At 64.4% G+C, this 17,071-nt stretch carries 19 protein-coding genes; 6 read left to right on the top strand and 13 right to left on the bottom strand.

Translation table 11 applies throughout. The features are described from left to right. Position 1 precedes the first annotated feature (1 nt). Positions 2-949, bottom strand: coding sequence for an ABC transporter substrate-binding protein (locus ACKWRH_RS32395; protein WP_445222508.1), 948 nt, complete (start codon positions 947-949; stop codon positions 2-4). Positions 950-1,084: 135 nt separating this feature from the next. Here ACKWRH_RS32395 and ACKWRH_RS32390 point away from each other — a divergent pair, with 135 nt between their 5' ends. Next, positions 1,085-1,444, top strand: coding sequence for a hypothetical protein (locus ACKWRH_RS32390; protein ID WP_014493633.1), 360 nt, complete (start codon positions 1,085-1,087; stop codon positions 1,442-1,444). Here ACKWRH_RS32390 and ACKWRH_RS32385 read toward each other — a convergent pair. The 3 genes from ACKWRH_RS32385 to ACKWRH_RS32375 form a co-directional block, all read right to left on the bottom strand. After that, the gene (locus tag ACKWRH_RS32385; RefSeq protein WP_445216821.1) at positions 1,441-1,605 is read right to left on the bottom strand and encodes a hypothetical protein; all 165 of its coding nucleotides are present in this window, start codon (positions 1,603-1,605) and stop codon (positions 1,441-1,443) included. The two genes, ACKWRH_RS32390 and ACKWRH_RS32385, sit on opposite strands and share 4 nt — an antisense overlap. Further along, positions 1,602-2,423, bottom strand: a complete 822-nt coding sequence (locus ACKWRH_RS32380) for a quinoprotein dehydrogenase-associated SoxYZ-like carrier (protein ID WP_014493634.1) — start codon at positions 2,421-2,423, stop codon at positions 1,602-1,604. The genes ACKWRH_RS32385 and ACKWRH_RS32380 overlap by 4 nt, the downstream gene beginning before the upstream one ends. A 75-nt stretch (positions 2,424-2,498) precedes the next feature. Further along, positions 2,499-3,425: a quinoprotein relay system zinc metallohydrolase 2 gene (locus ACKWRH_RS32375; RefSeq protein WP_445216820.1), complete on the bottom strand. Its 927-nt coding sequence runs from the start codon at positions 3,423-3,425 to the stop codon at positions 2,499-2,501. A 129-nt stretch (positions 3,426-3,554) separates the two neighbouring features. Here ACKWRH_RS32375 and ACKWRH_RS32370 point away from each other — a divergent pair, with 129 nt between their 5' ends. Then, entirely contained in the window at positions 3,555-4,436 is an 882-nt protein-coding gene (locus ACKWRH_RS32370) for a substrate-binding domain-containing protein (RefSeq protein ID WP_445216819.1), read from the top strand. Further along, positions 4,433-4,990 (top strand): PQQ-dependent catabolism-associated CXXCW motif protein, encoded by a 558-nt coding sequence (locus tag ACKWRH_RS32365; protein ID WP_445216818.1) that lies wholly within the window; start codon positions 4,433-4,435, stop codon positions 4,988-4,990. Before ACKWRH_RS32370 ends, ACKWRH_RS32365 begins: the two co-directional genes overlap by 4 nt. A gap of 127 nt (positions 4,991-5,117) precedes the next feature. Here the strand turns inward: ACKWRH_RS32365 and ACKWRH_RS32360 are convergent, their stop codons facing one another. From ACKWRH_RS32360 to ACKWRH_RS32335, 6 genes are all read right to left on the bottom strand, one after another. Continuing rightward, the gene (locus ACKWRH_RS32360; protein WP_445216817.1) at positions 5,118-5,417 is read right to left on the bottom strand and encodes a copper-binding protein; all 300 of its coding nucleotides are present in this window, start codon (positions 5,415-5,417) and stop codon (positions 5,118-5,120) included. Positions 5,418-5,554: 137 nt separating this feature from the next. Further along, positions 5,555-6,169 carry a hypothetical protein gene (locus ACKWRH_RS32355; RefSeq protein WP_445216816.1) on the bottom strand — a complete coding sequence of 205 codons (615 nt, stop codon included), beginning with the start codon at positions 6,167-6,169 and terminating at the stop codon, positions 5,555-5,557. Further along, the gene (locus tag ACKWRH_RS32350) at positions 6,169-7,014 is read right to left on the bottom strand and encodes an ABC transporter permease (protein ID WP_445216815.1); all 846 of its coding nucleotides are present in this window, start codon (positions 7,012-7,014) and stop codon (positions 6,169-6,171) included. Before ACKWRH_RS32350 ends, ACKWRH_RS32355 begins: the two co-directional genes overlap by 1 nt. Further along, a complete protein-coding gene (locus ACKWRH_RS32345; RefSeq protein WP_445216814.1) occupies positions 7,011-7,817 on the bottom strand; it encodes an ABC transporter ATP-binding protein in 807 nt (268 codons plus the stop codon). The genes ACKWRH_RS32350 and ACKWRH_RS32345 overlap by 4 nt, the downstream gene beginning before the upstream one ends. Further along, positions 7,814-8,782, bottom strand: a complete 969-nt coding sequence (locus ACKWRH_RS32340; RefSeq protein WP_445216813.1) for a YVTN family beta-propeller repeat protein — start codon at positions 8,780-8,782, stop codon at positions 7,814-7,816. Before ACKWRH_RS32340 ends, ACKWRH_RS32345 begins: the two co-directional genes overlap by 4 nt. Positions 8,783-8,790: 8 nt before the next feature. After that, positions 8,791-9,972: an ABC transporter substrate-binding protein gene (locus tag ACKWRH_RS32335; RefSeq protein ID WP_445216812.1), complete on the bottom strand. Its 1,182-nt coding sequence runs from the start codon at positions 9,970-9,972 to the stop codon at positions 8,791-8,793. Positions 9,973-10,031: 59 nt separating this feature from the next. On the opposite strand from ACKWRH_RS32335, the gene ACKWRH_RS32330 reads away from it, so the two are divergent. Then, on the top strand, positions 10,032-10,604 hold the full coding sequence (locus ACKWRH_RS32330; RefSeq protein WP_445216811.1) for a DUF3280 domain-containing protein: 573 nt from the start codon (positions 10,032-10,034) through the stop codon (positions 10,602-10,604). Between the two features lie 42 nt (positions 10,605-10,646). On the opposite strand, the gene fghA is transcribed toward ACKWRH_RS32330, so the two are convergent. Together fghA and ACKWRH_RS32320 are read right to left on the bottom strand one after the other, a co-directional pair. Next, positions 10,647-11,492 carry an S-formylglutathione hydrolase gene (gene fghA, locus ACKWRH_RS32325; RefSeq protein WP_445216810.1) on the bottom strand — a complete coding sequence of 282 codons (846 nt, stop codon included), beginning with the start codon at positions 11,490-11,492 and terminating at the stop codon, positions 10,647-10,649. Between the two features lie 73 nt (positions 11,493-11,565). Then, complete coding sequence (locus ACKWRH_RS32320) at positions 11,566-12,186, bottom strand: response regulator (protein ID WP_445216809.1); 621 nt, start codon at positions 12,184-12,186, stop codon at positions 11,566-11,568. A gap of 208 nt (positions 12,187-12,394) precedes the next feature. Between ACKWRH_RS32320 and ACKWRH_RS32315 the strand changes: the two genes are divergently transcribed. Together ACKWRH_RS32315 and ACKWRH_RS32310 are read left to right on the top strand one after the other, a co-directional pair. Further along, positions 12,395-13,744 (top strand): histidine kinase, encoded by a 1,350-nt coding sequence (locus tag ACKWRH_RS32315; protein WP_445216808.1) that lies wholly within the window; start codon positions 12,395-12,397, stop codon positions 13,742-13,744. 153 nt (positions 13,745-13,897) lie between these two features. Beyond that, on the top strand, positions 13,898-16,360 hold the full coding sequence (locus tag ACKWRH_RS32310) for a TonB-dependent receptor domain-containing protein (RefSeq protein ID WP_445216807.1): 2,463 nt from the start codon (positions 13,898-13,900) through the stop codon (positions 16,358-16,360). Between the two features lie 48 nt (positions 16,361-16,408). On the opposite strand, the gene ACKWRH_RS32305 is transcribed toward ACKWRH_RS32310, so the two are convergent. Then, the gene (locus ACKWRH_RS32305; protein ID WP_445216806.1) at positions 16,409-16,996 is read right to left on the bottom strand and encodes a DUF4440 domain-containing protein; all 588 of its coding nucleotides are present in this window, start codon (positions 16,994-16,996) and stop codon (positions 16,409-16,411) included. Between the last annotated feature and the right edge of the window lie 75 nt (positions 16,997-17,071).

Raw genomic sequence — 17,071 nt, 5'->3', positions numbered from 1 at the left:
CTCAGTCTCCGGGGACCGCGTGATAGAAGGTGCCGGGATCGAGCTCGGCCGCCGGCCCGACCAGGTCGCGTCCGCCGATCTCGGCGAGCACGCGATAGAGCACGCGCGCATCCGCCTCCTCGTCCACGATGCTCCGGCGCGGAATGCCGTCGCGATAGCGGTCGCGGTAGGTCTTGAGGATGGCCGGATCGCTCGCGCCGGTGAGCGGCGCGATCTTGTCCCAGGCGGCGTCCGAGGTGACCAGCAGCTGCTTGGCCTTGCGGGTCATCGCAATGAAACGCGCCACCGCATCGCGATGGCTTGCGGCCCAGCTCTCGTCGAAGACATAACCGACCGCGGACACCGCGCCCTTGGCCCCCAGCTTCGGCAAAATCTCCTCGATGCCGGCGAGGCGGCGAAAACCCTTGGCCTCGAGCTGAGCACAGAAATTCCAGAAGTTGAGGCTCGCATCCATCTCGCCATCGAGCGCCTTGGCGGCGATCAAGGGCGGCGCGCCATAGACGATGCTCGCGTCCGACTTCAGGTCGATGCCGTCTTGCTTCATCCGCGCCTGCAGCAGCAGCCAGCTCTTGTCGATCGCGCCGCCGCCGACGCCAAGCTTCCGTCCCTTCAAGTCGGCGAGCGTCCTGATCGGCGAGGATGCGGGCACCATCACCGCGCCGAGCGCGCTGGAATACGGATAGAAGGTGAGCTTGGCGCCGAGCACGCGCTCGCGCGACACCCACAGCCAGTCCGACAGGATGATGTCGGCACTCCCGGCGCGCAGCGCGATCTTGCCGGCCTCGGGGCTCGCGAGCTCGGCGACGTCGAGCGACAGATCGGCTTCCTTGTCGAGCCCGCCGGCGCGGATCGCGGCCAGCTCCCAGGAGAATGTTCCCGTCTTCTGCACTGCAAGGCGGATCGTATCCGCGGCGCGGCCGGGGTCGGCCAGCGACAGCGCCAGCGTCATCGCGAGCGCCAATGTTCGTCCAGGCGCTCTCAAACCAAGTGCTCTCATCACCTTGTGAGCCGTTTCCTCGAAGGGAGTGCTTTTCATGACAATACGCATAGCATAGCTTTCGTCGCAACCAGCGGGAGGACGCTCATGAATCTGGCGGGACAGCTACGACCGATTGTCGCCGCATTGGCGGTGTGGGCTGCGACCGTCTATGCCGCGCGTGCCGAGGAGGCCAATGATTATCCGACCTCGGCGCGTGCCGAATACGTCTATGGCTGCATGAAGGCCAATGGCGAGAGCCGGCAGTCGATCGAGCAATGCTCCTGCTCGATCGACGTGGTGGCCTCGATCGTGTCCTATGACCGCTACGTCACCGCCGAGACGGCGCTGAGCATGTCCCAGGTGCGCGGCAATCTCGGCGTCCAGTTTCGTACGTCCGAGCAGGCGAACTCAGCGGTGAATGATCTCAGGCGCGCCCAGGCGGAAGCCGAGGTGAGGTGTTTCTAACGGCCAGCTTCACGCCAACCGTAGCCGTCATGCCTGGGCTTGTCCCGGGCATCCACGTTCTTAGGATAGGCGCGAAGTCCGTGGATGGCCGGGACATAGGCGAGCAAAGCGACGCCGTCCTTCGGACGGCTATGCCCGGCCATGACGATCGAGAGCCTCACGTCCCCGGCTTCTCCACATCCCATTCATTGCGGAACACGTGCCCGTCCGTATCCTTTGCCTCCGCGCGGAATCGCTTGGCACCGTTGGACACATACGTGAAGCGCAGATTGGGATCTTCCGAGATCGAGATGCCGCCCTCCATCGACAGCACGGGGCTGTCGTCCTGCGTCAGCTTCAGCTGGTTGACGAAAAAGGCGGGGATGTAAAGCTGCGTGACCTGATCCATTTGCAGCCCGGAATTGTTGGGATGGCCGATCATGATCTGCGCCTCGCGGACGCGGCTCGCAGGTGCCTCCTCGCGCGCGAATTGCCGGTAGCGCATCTGGCCGAGCCGGTTCCTGGCTTCCTCGATGTTCTTTCCCGCCGGCGCCGAGCAGCCGCCTGAGGCCTTCACATAGGTCTTGGCGACGTAGAGCTGGCCGTCGCTGAGCTCGGCGACCGCGTGGACGTCGGTGTAGTTGTTGACGCGCACCCGCGTGGAGATCTCGGTGACGTTGGCATCTGCGCCGAGCTCGAACTTCGCTGCCATCGGCGCGGGGTTGCGGTCGATGACGAGGGTGATCGAACGGATGCGGCGGCTATCCGCGGGCGACAGTTTGCTGCGCAGGGTGACCGGCACGATCGCCGCGTCCTCGGCGCGATAGGGCATCTCGATGCCGATGACGTCGTTGCCGTCGTTGATCGGACGGTTGCTGAAGATGTCCTGCACCAGGCCCGGCCAGGGATCGTAAGCCTCCTCGGCGCTCGCCGGCACAGCGAAGGCGATGCCGAGCAATGCGGCGATCAGGGGCAGGCGGCGGCGTGTGCATCCCGTCATGGTCGTGGTCCCGTGCGGACGAAGCAGTTTTCTCTGGGTCGGCGTAGCCGATCCGCGTCCAGCGTAGCGCGTCCACTACTCCCATTCAATTTCCGAAAATGCTGCGGTTGCGTTGCGAGCATTGTAGTCGTCGAACAATTGCCAATGCGGCCGTTCCGATGCGGCCGCCTTGTCGGCTGCAGTCCGGATCGGCTCGCCCTTCTTGTTCGACGCCCGGACGTCCGCCAGCAGCGTCGTGAGATAACGCCGCTCGTCGCCGAGCGCGGCAGGCCAGTCGCTCACAGGCCCGTGACCGGGCACGACGCGCTGCGCCGGAATCTTGCCGAGTTCCCCGAGGATGCTGAGCCAGCCGCGGATGCTGCCGTCCATCACCGGAATATGGCGGAGGAAGACGAGGTCGCCCGCGAACAGCGTCTTGCTGGTCTCGTCGAACACGGTCAGATCGTTGTCGCTGTGCCCGGCCGGCCAGGCCCGCAAGGTGAGGCGGCGCGACCCGAGATCGAGCGTCAGGGTATCAACGACGAGCAGGGTGGGCGGCACGATCTTCACGGGATCGATCAGTTCGCTACCCATGAGGCGTCTAAAATTGTCGAGATAATACGGCCCGCGCGTCGCCAGCGCCTGCGGCAGCTTGCTGTGGCCGACGAAGCGGGTTCCCTCTGCGGCAAAGGCCGCATTGCCGAAGACATGGTCGGGATGGCCATGGGTGCTGATGACGTAGCGGATCGGCTTGGATGTGCGAGCCCGCACCGCCGCCAGCAGCGCCTGGCCCTCGCGGAGACTGCCGCCGGTGTCGATCACGGCCACCGCGTCCTCGCCGACGATGAAGCCGACATTGGCGATGTCGCCTTCGTTCTCGCGGGTCATCAGCGCGATGGCCCCGGAGTGTACGAAGATTCCCGGCGCGACTTCGCTCACAGGCAATTCGGCCGCTTCAGTGCGTGCTAGCGTCGCCATCCCCAGCAGGGACAAGGCTGCGATCACGAGAGCGATGCGAGACACTTTTCCGCCTCAGTTCAAAGGGTTGCGCGCTTTGCACTGCAACAAAGCAAAGCCAGCACAAAGTTTGGCAAAACATGGCGCGTCATGCGTTGCATGGCTAGCATTCAAACAAACCGAGGAGGAAGCGCGATGACGGAGGCCGGACGACATCGTCGCTGGTTGTTTTCACTGTGGGTCCTGGTGGCGTCCTGCGCGTTCGGCGACGTCGCCATTGCGCAGACCAGCGAGACCGGCGACCTCTCGTTCGAGCTGGTCGATCCAAAAGTGCTGCGCGTCTGTGCCGACCCGCGCAATCTGCCGTTCTCGAACGAGAAGGGCGAGGGGTTCGAGAACAAGCTCGCCGAGCTGCTCGCGGACAAGCTCCAGAAGAAGCTCGACTACGTCTTCTTCCCGCAGGCCACCGGCTTCGTGCGCATGACGCTGGGCGCGCATCGCTGCGACGTCATCATGGGATTCCCGCAAGGTGACGACCTCGTGCAGGGCACCAATCCCTATTACCGCACGACCTATGCGCTGGTCGCCAAGATCGGCAGCGGCCTCGAGGACGTCGATACGCTCGAAGACGCGCGCCTGAAGGGCAAGCATGTCGGCATCGTCGCCGGCACGCCGCCGGCGACCAACATGGCGCTGGCCGGCCTGATGGGCGATGCAAAGCCCTATCCGCTGATGATCGACACGCGCTTCGACAATTCGGCGCAGGCGATGGTCGACGACCTCGTCGCCGGCAAGATCGACGCAGGCGTGCTGTGGGGTCCGATGGCCGGGTATTATGCGAAGAAGGCTGGCTCGCTTCATGTCACGCCGCTGGTGAAGGAAACCTCGGGGCCAAAGCTGGTCTATCGCATCGGCATGGGCGTGCGCCCCGCCGACCAGAACTGGAAGCGGCAGCTCAACAAGCTGATCCAGGAGAACCAGGGCGAGATCAACAAGATCCTGCTCGACTTCGGCGTACCGCTGCTTGACGAGAGCGACCGGCCGCTCGGTGCGGAGACGGCCAAGAAGACGCCATGAGGCGGCGCGTTGCCGCTGCGCTGGTTGCCGCCATTCTGGTGGCGCCGGCGTTGGCGCAGCAGCAGGAGCCGTTCGAGCCCGAGGGATATCGCGCCGACAATTTCCGCGCGCCGGTGCCGGCGATGCTCACTGGGGCGCGCGTGCTGACGACTGCGGAGGCCGAAGCAATCTGGCGTGCGAAGAGCGGCGCGTTCATCGACGTGCTGCCACGCGCGCCGAAGCCGAAGAACCTTCCCGAAGGCACCGTCTGGCGCGATATGCCGCGGAAAAACATTCCGGGCAGCACCTGGCTGCCGGACACCGGCTACGGCGTGCTGCCGCCCGCCATGGACGATTATTTCCAGCGCGGCCTCGCCCACGCCGCGCGCGGCGACAAGGCTAAGCTGCTCGTGATCTATTGCTTGGCCGACTGCTGGATGTCCTGGAACGCCGCCAAGCGCGCCTTGGCTTACGGTTATTCCAACGTCGCCTGGTACCCCGACGGCACCGACGGCTGGGAGCGCGCGAACCTCCCGACCGAGGAGACGCCGCCGCAGCCGCGGCCAGAGCAGTAGCCACAGGCCGTCATGCCCGGGCTTGTCCCGGGCATCCACGTACTTCAATCCGTGTGGTTGGGCGTGGATGGCCGGGACAAGCCCGGCCATGACGCCGTGCCGCGCGGGGAGAGGTGAAGATGCAGGGTTACTGCTTCTGCAACTTGGTCAGCGTGCCCGCACCGTTGTTGTCGGTCGCCGAGTACGTCACCCTGTCGCCGGCATGGACCGCATCCAGCATCGCGGCGTCCTTGGCCTTGTACTCCTGAAGCGCGCCGGCGCCGCCCGCGCTGCCTCCGACCGTGCCTTTCTGCGTCTGCTGGATCGAGATCGTGCTGTTGAGCCGGTCTATCCTGGTGACCATTCCGGTCATGTCGTCAGCAAGAGCGCTGGTTGCGAGCATGCCGAGGGCCGCAGCACCCGCAAAGATGAATTTTGTTGTTCCCATCGAGGCCTCCCGACGTCTTGAAGTTCACTTCGACAAGCCATCTTGAATGGATTTAGTTCCGGCAGATAGCGCGGCAAAAGGTTAACGATCCCGAGGCGATCGCGGGAACTTTTGGTGAGCGGTCAGCGAGGCTGACGCTATTCCATTTCCTGCTGGATCACGCGTCCGAGAGCGAACAGGCGCTGGTCGATCGTGGTCGGAACTTCGCAAACGAACCGCACCACCTTGTGGCGGTCCTCGAAGATGCGGGTCTTCCAGATCAGCTCGTTGCTGAGCGCCTCGACCTTGGCCTCGTCGCGCGGCGTTGCGCCCTGGAGCGCCTGCAGGGCCAGGGTCTCCTCGCGAATCTTGTCGGCGGCCTCGCGCTGCTTGCGGCTGACGCGTTCGAGCCCGCTCATGACCTGGGAGCGCTGCGCGTTGAGCGTGTCGAACAGGCCGGCGAACAGGAGTTTTGCGTTCGCGGTCTTGTCAGCGGCGGAGCCCGCCAGAAATTCCTTGACCGACTTCTCCGCCTCGTCGAGCGGCGTCTTGCGCGCCGACAGCTTTGACACCAGCGCGCTGATCTTGGCGTCGTCCTTCCACTTGGTCTCGGCGTCGTCGAGCGCCGGACCGGCCCACACCGCGGCGAGAGAAATCACCGGCACTTTTGCCTGCGTGCAGGGCCAGTCGGGATAGCGTGGATCGGCCGCGCGCGCGGCCGTGCCCGCAACAGCGAGCGCCACAGCGGCTACGATCACGATCCCTGATCTCATCATTCGCCTCCCGCAGGGCCCCGTCGCGCCAGCCCGCGCGAGGGATCATAGGCCAGAATCGCGCCGATCATGAAGACGATTGTGCAGGCAGCCACCACCGCCAGCGAGATCCAGTTGATTTGCCCGTAGAACGCAAAACGGATCAGCTCGACCGCATGGGTGAACGGGTTGGCCGCGCAGAGATAGTAGAGATAGGGGCTGCCCTCCTGCACCCGCCAGAGCGGGTAGAGCGCGGAGGAGGCGAAGAACATCGGAAAGATCACGAAGTTCATCACGCCGGCGAAGCTTTCAAGCTGCTTGATGCCCGAGGAGATCAGCATGCCGAGCGAGCCCAGCATCAGTCCGGACAGGATCAACGCCGGCAGCACGGTGAGATAGCCGATCGGGGGAGGGGTGATGTCCCAGAACCAGGCGATCAGCAGGAACGCATAGACCTGGAGCAGCGACACCGCGGTGCCCGCCAGCAGCTTGCAGAACAAGAGGAACCCGCGCGGTAGCGGGCTCACCAGCAGCGTCCGCATATTGCCCATTTCGCGGTCATAGACCATCGAGAGCGAGGACTGCATGCCGTTGAAGAGCTGGATCATTGCCATCAGCCCGGGTGCGATATAGACCTCGTAGAGGATGTAGGTCTCGTAAGGCGGGATGATCGAGATGCCGAGCACCTGGCGGAAGCCGGCGGCGAAGATGAACAGCCACAACAGGGGGCGTACCAGCGCGGAGACGAAGCGCTCGCGCTGATGCAGGAAGCGCAGCCCCTCGCGCCAGACGATGCCGGTGAGGCAGGTCATGTATTCCGCGGCCGAGAAACCGCGCGGCGTATCCCGCGTCGTGATGCTGCTCATGCGCCGCCTCCCGGCATCGTCTGCGCACCGGTCAGGCGCATGAAGGCGGTGTTGACGTCCTGCGCGCCGGCATCCGTGATGACGCGGCTCATCGGCCCCTGCGCCAGCACCTTGCCCTGGTGCAGCACCACGAGGTCGTCACCGGCCATGATCTCGTCGAACAGATGCGTGGCCCAGAGCGCGCCGATGCCTTGCTCGGTGACGAGCTGGCGGACATGGCTGATGATGTCGGCGCGCGCCTTGACGTCGAGGCCGACGGTCGGCTCGTCCAGCAACAGCAGCCGCGGCCGGTGCAGCAGGGCGCGTGCGATCTCCAGCCGCCGCATCTGGCCGCCCGAGAGATCGCGCACCTTGCTGCCGGCACGCTCGGAGAGGCCGATGCGGCCGAGCAGCTCGCCGCTGCGCGCGGCCGCCTCGCGCCGGCTGATGCCGTGGAGTGCGGCGTGATAGAGCAGGTTCTGCGTCAGCGACAGGTCGAGATCGAGCGTGCGCGGCTGGAACACGACGCCGAGCAGCCGCAGCGCCTCGCCGGGGCTCTTGCTGATGTCGTGGCCGAAAATGCCGACGCGGCCGCTCTGGATGCCGAACAGGCGCGTGATCAGCGAGAACAGCGTGCTCTTGCCGGCGCCGTTGAGCCCGAGCAGCGCGGTGAAGCTCGCGGGCTGGACATTGAAGGAGACGTCCATCAACGCCCGGCGCGGCCCATAGGAATGGCTGACGCCGTCGATCGACAGCGCCGGCACCGCGGCCGTTTCCAGCCTCGGCATCTCCTGTGGTTCGGCGATGGGAGCAGGGCTGGTCATGGCGCGATCGTAATGCCCCAGGGCAGTTCGCCCACCTGAATAGTCTTGATCACCTTTTGCGCGGCGACGTCGATGACCGAGACGTCGTTGGACACGCCATTGGTCGTGAGCAGATATTTCTCGTCCGGCGTGAACGCCAGGTGCCAGACCCGCTGCCCCACCAGCAGGTATTTCGTCACCTTGCGCGAGGCGACGTCGACCACGGCGACGCGGTTGGCCGGGCCGAGCGCGACGAAGGCGGTCTTGTCGTCCCTGGTCATGCCGATGCCGACCGGCTGGATCGCCTCTTTCCGCAACCCCGGAATCTCGAACGTGACCTTGCCGGTCACCTCGTGCTTTTTGGGATCGATGATCGAGACCGTGCCGCCGATCTCCGAGGATACCCACAGCTCTGAACTGTCATGCTTGAATTCGGCAAAGCGCGGCCGCGCGTCGACCAGCACGTTGGCGACGATCTGGCGCGACGAGGTGTCGATGAAATGCGCCATGTTGGTCGTCTCGGACGTGTTGATAAGCGTCTTGCCGTCGGGGCTGATGGTCATGCCCTCGGGCTCGACACCGACCTGGATGTCGCCGAGCCGCGCGCGCTTTTCCAGATCGATCACGGTCACCGTGTTGTCGTTCTCGTTGGCGACATAGAGGATTTTTCCGGCCGCATCCTGCGCGAACAATTCCGGGTCGGGCCCGGAGGGCAGGCTGTCCACCACGGCCTGGGTCTTGGCATCGATCACCTGGATGGTGTCGTCGTCGCCGACCGCGACCATCACGAACTTGCCGTCGCGCGTGAAATCGATGCCGCGCGGGCGCTGGCCGACCTTGATGGTCTTGGTCACGGTCCAGCTGTCGGTGTCGATTACCGAGACCGTGTTGCTCTTCTCGTTCGAGACATAGGCGATGAACGCATGCGCGGGCGCGGGCGCAAACGCCAGTCCGGACAGCAACCCCACACGCCACATGCGCAACATTCGCGTCCTCACTTCAGCTTGCATTTGCTCTCCGGGCGGTCGTAGCCGAGCGTGTCGAGCTCGGAGACCTGGTGCAGAAATCCCTCCTGCGGCGACACCGACACCACCATGCGGCCGTCGACCAGCAGGATCGGCTGGCGCAGCTGCAGGTTCCAGTCGCGCAGGGTCAGTTTCGTGCCCTTGAAGGCGGCGACCGAGAAGTCCGGCCCCTTGATGAAGTCGGTGACTTTCTTTACGTCGCCGGAATTGGTGCGCGAGGTGGCCTCGCCGAGCATGCGCACCGCCGTCCAGGCCTGCATGTCGAGCGCGGTCATGCGCCGCGAGTTCAGCTTTATGAAGCGGTTCTGCATCTGGATCGCGCCCCACTGGTCCTGTGCCGCGTCCCAGCTGCGCGGCACGAGGCCGGCCGAGCCCGCGACGGGGCGCGGATCCCAGGTGCGATAGGGCAGATAGGCGCCGAACACTTCGCTCTCGTCGGCGGCGACCAGCACGTCATAGGCCGGCAACTGTTGCGTGAACACCGGCATCTGGCGCTGGATCAGCGTGACACCGCTATCGGTGCGGCGCGCGCCGCCCTTGTCCTCGAAGGTCTTCTCTTGCACGATCTTGGCGCCGAAGCGTGTGGCGGCACGCCGGAGCGCGTCTGCAAACAGCTTGTCCTCGTCATGCGAGCCGACCACGAGCACCCAGCGCTTCCACTGCTTCCAAACCAGATATTGGCCGAGCGCATCGGCCAGCATCGCGCGCGTCGGTGCGGTGTGGATGACATTGGCGCGGCAATCGGCCTCGCGCAGCCGCTCGTCGATTGCGCCGGCGTTGAACAGCAGCGTGCCGCGTTCGCGCAGGGCATCCGAGACCTTCAACAGCGCGTCGGCCGGCAGGTCGGCGATGATGAAGCCGTTTTTCTCGGCAAGCGCAGCCGCAGCCTCAACCGGATCTTCGCCTTCCTTGATGCGGCGCTCCTCCAGCGTGAAACGCTGGTTGAGGAATTTTCCCGTGGTGTTGTTGTCTTCGATGGCGAGGCGCGCGCCAGCGACGCCGTCATTCTCCGCGGGCTGCTCGAACAGCGACAGCGTCGATCTGGTGCCGGCGACGCCGAGATAGCCGACGCCGATCTGCACCGGGTCGGCCGCGAGCGCGCTCGTCGCGGCAAGACCCAGGCCGATCAGGCCGACCAACCATCGGATCATGTTTCCTCCAGATGTTCTCCCTGGCTTGACCGCCGGTGGAGAATTGTCTCTGCTAAAGCATGACCGATTTGGCCCGGCTTGCAACCCCGCATTTCGTCCCCGCGCGCGCGAGGCCGGGAATCACGATCATGCGAGCGCTGATATGTTTCGCAGCTTTGCTGTTGACGGGTTCGGTCGCGTTGGCCGATCCGCCGAAACTGGCGGTGTTCGATTTCGAGCTGATCGACACCAGCCTTCCCGGCGAGTTCTACGGCTCCAAGCCGGAAGAGGCGCGGCTCGAGCGCATCAGCGAGCAGCTGCGCAAGGAACTGGCTCTGTCGGGAAGGTTCCAGCTGCTCGACATCGCACCGGTCAGGGATGCCGCCCGTCACGCCAATCTTCAGGCCTGCGGCGGCTGCGACCTCAAGCTCGCGGGAGAGTTGGGCGCTGATCTCGAGATCACTGGCATGGTGCAGAAGGTCTCGAACCTGATCATCAATCTCAACATCTATTTGCGCGACGTGAAGACCGGCAACATGATCACCGCCGCCAGCGCCGACATGCGCGGCAACACGGACGAATCGTGGTCGCGCACGATGAGCTACCTGATCCGCAATCGATTGCTGGCGCCGAATTACGGCAAGCCGGAGTAGTGGGCGCTCTCACCCTCCCCCTCAAGGGGAGGGTGAGAAAGATCACCCCTTCAATCTTTCCGCATGCCAGTGCAGATGATCGCCCATGAACGTCGAGATGAAATAATAGCTGTGGTCATATCCCGCCTGCCGCCGCAGCGTCAGCGGGATGCCCGCCTTGGTGCAGGCGGCCTCGAGCAGCTCGGGTCTGAGCTGTTCTTTCAGGAAATTGTCGGCCTCGCCGACGTCGACGAGGAAGCCGGAATATTTCGCGCCGTCCTCGATCAGCGCCACGGTGTCATGGTTGCGCCAGGTCTCCTTGTTCGGTCCGAGATAGCCGGTCAGCGCCTTGATGCCCCAGGGCACGAGCGAGGGCGCCACGATCGGCGCAAACGCGCTGGCCGCGCGATAGCGGTGCGGATTGCGCAGCGCGACCGTCAGCGCGCCGTGGCCGCCCATCGAATGGCCCATCACCGATTGCCGCTTGGCGTCGACCGGAAAATTCTCCGCCACGAGCTTGGGCAGCTCGTCGGTGACATAGCTCCACATGCGATAGTTGCGCGCAAACGGTTCTTGCGTCGCGTCGACATAGAAGCCGGCGCCGAGGCCGAAATCATAGGCATTGTTGGCATCGCCCGGCACGTCGGGCCCGCGCGGGCTGGTGTCCGGCGCGATGAAGATCAGGCCGAGCTCGGCGCAGGCTTTGCGGAATTCGCCCTTCTCGGTGACGTTGGCATGGGTGCAGGTGAGGCCGGAGAGATACCAGACCACGGGCAGCTTTGCGCCGGCGGCATGTGGGGGAACATAGACCGAGAACACCATGTCGGTTCCGGTCGACTGGCTGGCATGGCGGTACACGCCCTGCACGCCGCCATAGGATGTGTTGGTCGAGACAGTCTGGATCGTCATGCCGTTATGCTCCGTGGCATCTAACCACATCAAGATTGCAACGCTTGTGTGACCGAATTCGTGGCGGTGTTTGTCAGGCGACGCCGCTGTCGATCGCCAGCCGTACCAGCTCGACCGAGGTCTTCACGCCGAGCTTCTGTCGCATGATCGAGGAGGTGTTGGCGACAGTCTTGTAGGACGACTGCACCAGCCAGGCGATCTCGGACAGGCTCTTTCCGGCGCTGAGCAGCCGCAGGATTTCCATCTCGCGCGCGTTCAGCTTCGACAGCGGGCTTTGCGCCAGCGTCGGTCCTGCAAACGCGATACTGCGCGCGATCGCGGTCGGCAGATAAGTGCCGCCGCCACCGACGGCGCGGATCGCCTCGACGAGGTCGTCGGGGTCGCCGGTCTTGGAGACGTAGCCCTTGGCCCCGCACTCGATCGCGCGCGCGGCGAACGCAGGGTCGTCGTTCATGCTGAACATGATGATGCGGGCCCCGGGCGCGCGTTCGAGGATGCGGCGCGCGAGCTCGAAGCCGGAGACGGTCGGCAGGTTGATGTCGATGATGCAGAGGTCGGGACGCTCGACAATGAAGACGCATTCGCCGTCTTCGGCGTCGGCGGCCTCCAAAATCTCGATCTCGCCCTCGTCGGCCAGCACGGCACGGCAGCCGGAGGCGACAATGGGATGATCATCGACGATCAGAATGCGCATAGGCGTTCCCCGTGACAGCGCGTTCCCCTTGACAGAATTTGCCTGTTTTGCGCCGCACGATCCAACAAGAACGCTGCGCGCGTCTCATGTCGCCTCATGCAACCCGGCCGGGATTGCTGTACGCTTTCGATTAGATATCGGGCGCTTCGCCTCTGTCAACGTCATCGGACAGGCGCGGGCCAACCTTCGCGAGGCACGGGCGGCACCAATGTGGCAAAATCTATCGTTGCGCGCGCGCATCAACCTTCTGCTGGCGCTGCTGCTGGCGCTGGGGCTCGCCGTCAATATCGGCCGCCAGGTCGCGGAAGCCGGGCCGCGCGTGCAGGCCGAGGACCAGAGCGTGATCCGGCTTGCGCGCGAATTCATCGAGATGATCGTGGCCGATCTGAACGAGGCGCCCGATCCGGATGCCAGGCTGAACCAGATCGCGCGCGATCTGAGCCGCCTGCGCCATGTCAGCATCGCGCTTCAGGACGCCGGCGGTAACCCGCTGACGCCGCCCCGGCCTGCCGACGACGACGCGCGCGGACCGCCGGCCTGGTTCGTCAGCCTGGTTCATCCCGAGCAGACCGCGGTGAGCGTGCCGGTCTCGGTCCGTGGCAAGCCGGGCTCGCTGGTGATCACCGCGCATCCCGACGACGAGATCGCCGAGATCTGGGACGCCATCGTGACCCAGCTCGAGGTCGGCTCGGTGATCGCGCTCGCGCTGTTCCTGGTGATGATGACGGTGGTCGGCCGCGCGCTCGCGCCGCTGCAGTCGTTGGCGCAGACGATGACCGCGATCGAGGGCGGGCATTATGACGCGCGCGCCACGCCGGGCGGTGCGCCCGAGCTGGCCGCGATCTGCGGCAAGCTCAATCATCTCGCGGCGGCGCTCGGCGCGGCGGTGGAGGAAAAGCGGCTCCTGGCCGAGCGCGCGGTGTCGCTCCAGGACGTCGAGCGCAAGGAGATCGCGCGCGAGCTGCATGACGAATTCGGGCCGTATCTGTTCTCGCTGCGCGCGCATGCGAGCGCGCTGGCGAAGCTCGCGGACGGGCGCGCGCCGAATGCCGACTCGGTCCGAAAGCACGGCAGCGCCTTGCTGGAACAGATCAACCAGCTCCAGCAGTTCACCCGCCGCGTGCTGGAGCGGCTCCGGCCCGTCGGCCTTGCCGAGCTCGGCCTGCGCCAGGCGCTGGAATCGCTCTCGCGGCTGTGGCGGGAGTCGCATCCCGACGTCGCGATCGAAACCGTGATCTCGGCCACGCTCGGGGTCACCGGCGAGACGGCCGACCTCACCATCTACCGCATCGTGCAGGAGGCGCTCACCAACGTGTTCCGCCACGCCGGCGCGACTTCGGTCAATGTCGTGATCGAGCCCGTCGAGCAGGCCGGCGGCCGCGGCTACGCGCGCGTGCGGGTCAGCGACAACGGCCGCGGCATGGAGCCGGGCCAGAAGCTCGGCTTCGGCCTCGTCGGCATGCGCGAGCGCATTCTGGCGCTGGGCGGCACGCTCAACGTAGTCTCCGGCGACGGCGGCTTGACCGTGGAGGCGCTGGTTCCGACGGCGGCGTCCTGATCGCATCGGGAAAAATTCCCGATTTTGTCGGGAAAACGGGTGCGCATAGTGCCAGACCTTTTGTGGCTGGCGGACTCACTGCCGCTGAATACACTCGTCTCAACCAAACGGCGAAAATCAAAACAGCCGGTGGTCACGGATGGGAAGGCAGGGATGGGCACGCCTCTTTGGTTCAAGCGTCGTTTGTTGATGGCCTCGGTGTCGACGGGGCTGGTGTCGGGCCTGGTCTTTGCAGGCCCCGCCGCAGCCGCGCAGGATGAGGAAACCAACGTCCAGAACCTGCCGCCCGTCGAGGTGACGGCACCTCCGCCGTCGGCCGCGAGGCGCAGTGCGCCGACGCGGCCGGTCGCGCGCATAGGGGCGCCGGCGTCCGCCAGCCCGAAGACGCGCCTCTACGTCTACCCGACCTCGCCGGGCACCGGCCGAGGTCTCGATGTCGACAAGGTGCCGTCCGCGATCAATGCGGTTGATGCCAGCCAGATCAGGCGTACCGCCTCGCCAGATATCGCCGTTGCCCTGCAGCAGTACGTGCCTGGTCTCAGCATCAATGAAGTGACCGGCAATCCATTCCAGCCCGATGTGCAGTTTCGCGGCTTCGTTGCCTCACCTCTGGCCGGCACGCCGCAGGGCCTCGCCGTCTACCAGAACGGCGTACGCATCAACGAGGCGTTTTCCGACACTGTTAATTGGGATCTGATCCCGACGGCTGCGATCCGATCGGCAGTGGTCGTAACCAACAATCCGGCATACGGCCTCAATGCCCTCGGCGGCGCCATCGATCTGCAGATGAAGAACGGCTTTAACTATCAGGGTGCCGAAATCGATATCATGGGCGGGTCATTCGGCCGCATCCAGGGCTCTGCACAATGGGGCAAGCAGGTCGACAATAATTGGTCGGTCTACGGAGCGCTCGAAGGCGTTCACGACAACGGCTTCCGCAATTTCTCGCAATCGGACGTCCGGCGCTTCTATGGCGATGTCGGGTATCGCTTCGAAGGCAACGAGTTCCACCTCAATGGCGGCGTCGCCAACAATTCCCTGGCAGGACCCAGCACTGTTCCGGCCGAATTGCTCCAGCAATATTGGGGCGCGACCTATACAACGCCACAAACCATTTCCAACAAGGTCGGCTATCTCAACCTGACCGGCAAGGTGGAGGCGACGCCGACCTGGACCTTTGAGGGCACGGCGCATCTGCGGCGCTTCAAACAGAGCACCGTGGACGGAAACCCGACCGACGCCCAGCCTTGTGTCGATCCAACCCTCCTGTGCTTTGGCGATGATACGGTCCCGGCTTTTGGCCTGAATGGCGTTCAGCTGGCCAATCCCTTTGCGCCGGACGCCATACTCGGCGAGATCGATCGCACCAGCACGAGATCGACCACCTTTGGCATATCCGGCCAGGCGACCAACAGCGATCAGTTGTTCGGTCATGAGAACCGCCTCGTGATCGGCGCAAGCTATGATGTGAGCAGCACTCGCTTCACCGGTAGTGCCGAATTGGGAACGATAGGCACGAACTATGTCGTCACGGGCAGCGGCGTATTCCTGGGTGCGTCCGGTGACCCGACATCGGTTGGCCCCGTGTCGCTTCGTACCGTCAACCAATATCAGGGGCTCTATGCGCTCGACACGTTCAACGTGGATGATCGCTTTGCGGTGACGGCAGGCGGCCGGTTCAATGCGGCCCGTGTCACGCTGATGGACCAGCTCGGCACCGCACTCAATGGCGATCATACCTATGATCGATTCAATCCGATCATCGGCGGCACCTACAAGATCACCTCTGAAGTGACAGCCTATGCGGGCTATTCCGAAGCCAACCGGGTGCCGACGCCGCTCGAACTCGGCTGCGCCGATCCGGCGAGGCCATGCATCATCGGACAGTTCCTGATCGCCGACCCCCCACTGCAGCAAGTCGTATCCAAGACGTTCGAAGCGGGCTTCCGCGGGACCAAGGAATTGAACATCGGTTCGCTCGGCTGGAAGATCGGCGCTTTCCGGGCGACCAACTACGACGACATTCTCGCGACTCCGATTCCTGGATTGACCGGCTTCGGTTTTTTCCAGAACGTCGGCCGGACACGCAGGCAGGGTGTCGAAGCCGAGGTGAGCCTGAAGTCGAATGTGCTTCAGTTCCAGGCGAGCTACGCGTTCCTGGACGCACGCTTCCTCGACGCGCTGACGCTTGGCTCAGACAGCCCGTTCGCCGACGACGGCAATATCCAGGTCTTGCCGGGCAATCACATTCCGCGCCTCCCTAGCCACCTTATTAAGGCAAGCATCGAATATGCGGTTACCGATGTCTGGAAGGTCGGGGGTGACGCGCTCTTCGTCTCGAGCCAGTATTTCGTCGGCGATGAGTCCAACCAGTTTCCGAAGCTGCCGTCCTACGCCGTGTTCAATCTCCACACCTCTTACCAGATCACCAAGAACCTGCAGATTTACGGTCGCGTCGCCAACATCTTCGACAACCGCTACTCGACCCTTGGCACCTTCTTCGATAGGGAAGCCTTGCCCAACTTCACCAATGGCGGTGCGGAATTTAATGACCCGCGATCGCTGAGCCCGGCAAGGCCCCGTGCGTTCTATGCGGGCATGCGGATGACGTTCTGAGTTCGACACGCAAGCCCGGCCGCCTCTGTAGGGCGAAAGACATCATTTTTACTCTGCCCAGCCTCGGGCGAGGATCGCGGCTTGCTGCAAGGAAATGCGCCGGACCAGCGGGTCTGCATGGCGGTGTACCAGCTGCCAATCCGTGCTGTCCTTGCGATAGATTTCCGTGACGCGCAGCGACCAGTCCTGGGCAGGCAAGCCGCCGACCTCCGCGCGCTGGCGTTCGATCATGACGAGCGCGACGAGCCCGTTCGAGGCATAGGTCTGCAAGACCTCCAGTCCGGTTTCCCCGTTCCTGAAATATTGCGCCAGGTCAGCCAACCGTTTTGGGCTGTTGTCGAATCCGAAGCTGGCAGGGCCACCGAAGGGCTGCATCAGCGTGAAATCCGGGGCAATGCGGACGAGCTGCGACCAGCGGTCCATGTCGCCACGCATGAAGGCGGCATTCTTCTCGCCGGCGAGCCTGATGAGACCGGCTGTCGCATCGTCCTCGGCGGCCGCGTCGGCTGAAAGCTGAGCGGAAGCAGGAATTGCCGCCGCCGCCATCATCATCGAGCGCCTCGACATTCTGTGCGGCGAGTCCTGGTTGTCCGGCGAGCCATGGCCTTTGCTCACCTCTTTCGACCTTCTGATCATTTCGAGGCTCCTGATTGCACGATCTACGCATTCCATGAGGCCTTGATCTCGATGAATCCAGCGATATGATTTCAG

Source organism: Bradyrhizobium sp. Pa8 (assembly GCF_052588265.1).
This window is presented reverse-complemented; position numbering and strand designations above follow the sequence as displayed.

Excerpts from the sequence above, each read along its gene's own strand:
- ACKWRH_RS32335 (WP_445216812.1), bottom strand. The coding sequence starts at position 9,972 with ATGATCCGATGGTTGGTCGGCCTGATCGGCCTGGGTCTTGCCGCGACG.
- ACKWRH_RS32320 (WP_445216809.1), bottom strand. The coding sequence starts at position 12,186 with ATGCGCATTCTGATCGTCGATGATCATCCCATTGTCGCCTCCGGCTGC.
- ACKWRH_RS32365 (WP_445216818.1), top strand. The coding sequence starts at position 4,433 with ATGAGGCGGCGCGTTGCCGCTGCGCTGGTTGCCGCCATTCTGGTGGCG.
- ACKWRH_RS32340 (WP_445216813.1), bottom strand. The coding sequence starts at position 8,782 with ATGTTGCGCATGTGGCGTGTGGGGTTGCTGTCCGGACTGGCGTTTGCG.
- ACKWRH_RS32355 (WP_445216816.1), bottom strand. The coding sequence starts at position 6,169 with ATGAGATCAGGGATCGTGATCGTAGCCGCTGTGGCGCTCGCTGTTGCG.
- ACKWRH_RS32305 (WP_445216806.1), bottom strand. The coding sequence starts at position 16,996 with ATGATCAGAAGGTCGAAAGAGGTGAGCAAAGGCCATGGCTCGCCGGAC.
- ACKWRH_RS32360 (WP_445216817.1), bottom strand. The coding sequence starts at position 5,417 with ATGGGAACAACAAAATTCATCTTTGCGGGTGCTGCGGCCCTCGGCATG.
- ACKWRH_RS32330 (WP_445216811.1), top strand. The coding sequence starts at position 10,032 with ATGACCGATTTGGCCCGGCTTGCAACCCCGCATTTCGTCCCCGCGCGC.
- ACKWRH_RS32380 (WP_014493634.1), bottom strand. The coding sequence starts at position 2,423 with ATGACGGGATGCACACGCCGCCGCCTGCCCCTGATCGCCGCATTGCTC.
- ACKWRH_RS32350 (WP_445216815.1), bottom strand. The coding sequence starts at position 7,014 with ATGAGCAGCATCACGACGCGGGATACGCCGCGCGGTTTCTCGGCCGCG.
- ACKWRH_RS32370 (WP_445216819.1), top strand. The coding sequence starts at position 3,555 with ATGACGGAGGCCGGACGACATCGTCGCTGGTTGTTTTCACTGTGGGTC.
- ACKWRH_RS32310 (WP_445216807.1), top strand. The coding sequence starts at position 13,898 with ATGGGCACGCCTCTTTGGTTCAAGCGTCGTTTGTTGATGGCCTCGGTG.
- fghA (WP_445216810.1), bottom strand. The coding sequence starts at position 11,492 with ATGACGATCCAGACTGTCTCGACCAACACATCCTATGGCGGCGTGCAG.
- ACKWRH_RS32395 (WP_445222508.1), bottom strand. The coding sequence starts at position 949 with ATGACGCTGGCGCTGTCGCTGGCCGACCCCGGCCGCGCCGCGGATACG.
- ACKWRH_RS32345 (WP_445216814.1), bottom strand. The coding sequence starts at position 7,817 with ATGACCAGCCCTGCTCCCATCGCCGAACCACAGGAGATGCCGAGGCTG.
- ACKWRH_RS32390 (WP_014493633.1), top strand. The coding sequence starts at position 1,085 with ATGAATCTGGCGGGACAGCTACGACCGATTGTCGCCGCATTGGCGGTG.
- ACKWRH_RS32315 (WP_445216808.1), top strand. The coding sequence starts at position 12,395 with ATGTGGCAAAATCTATCGTTGCGCGCGCGCATCAACCTTCTGCTGGCG.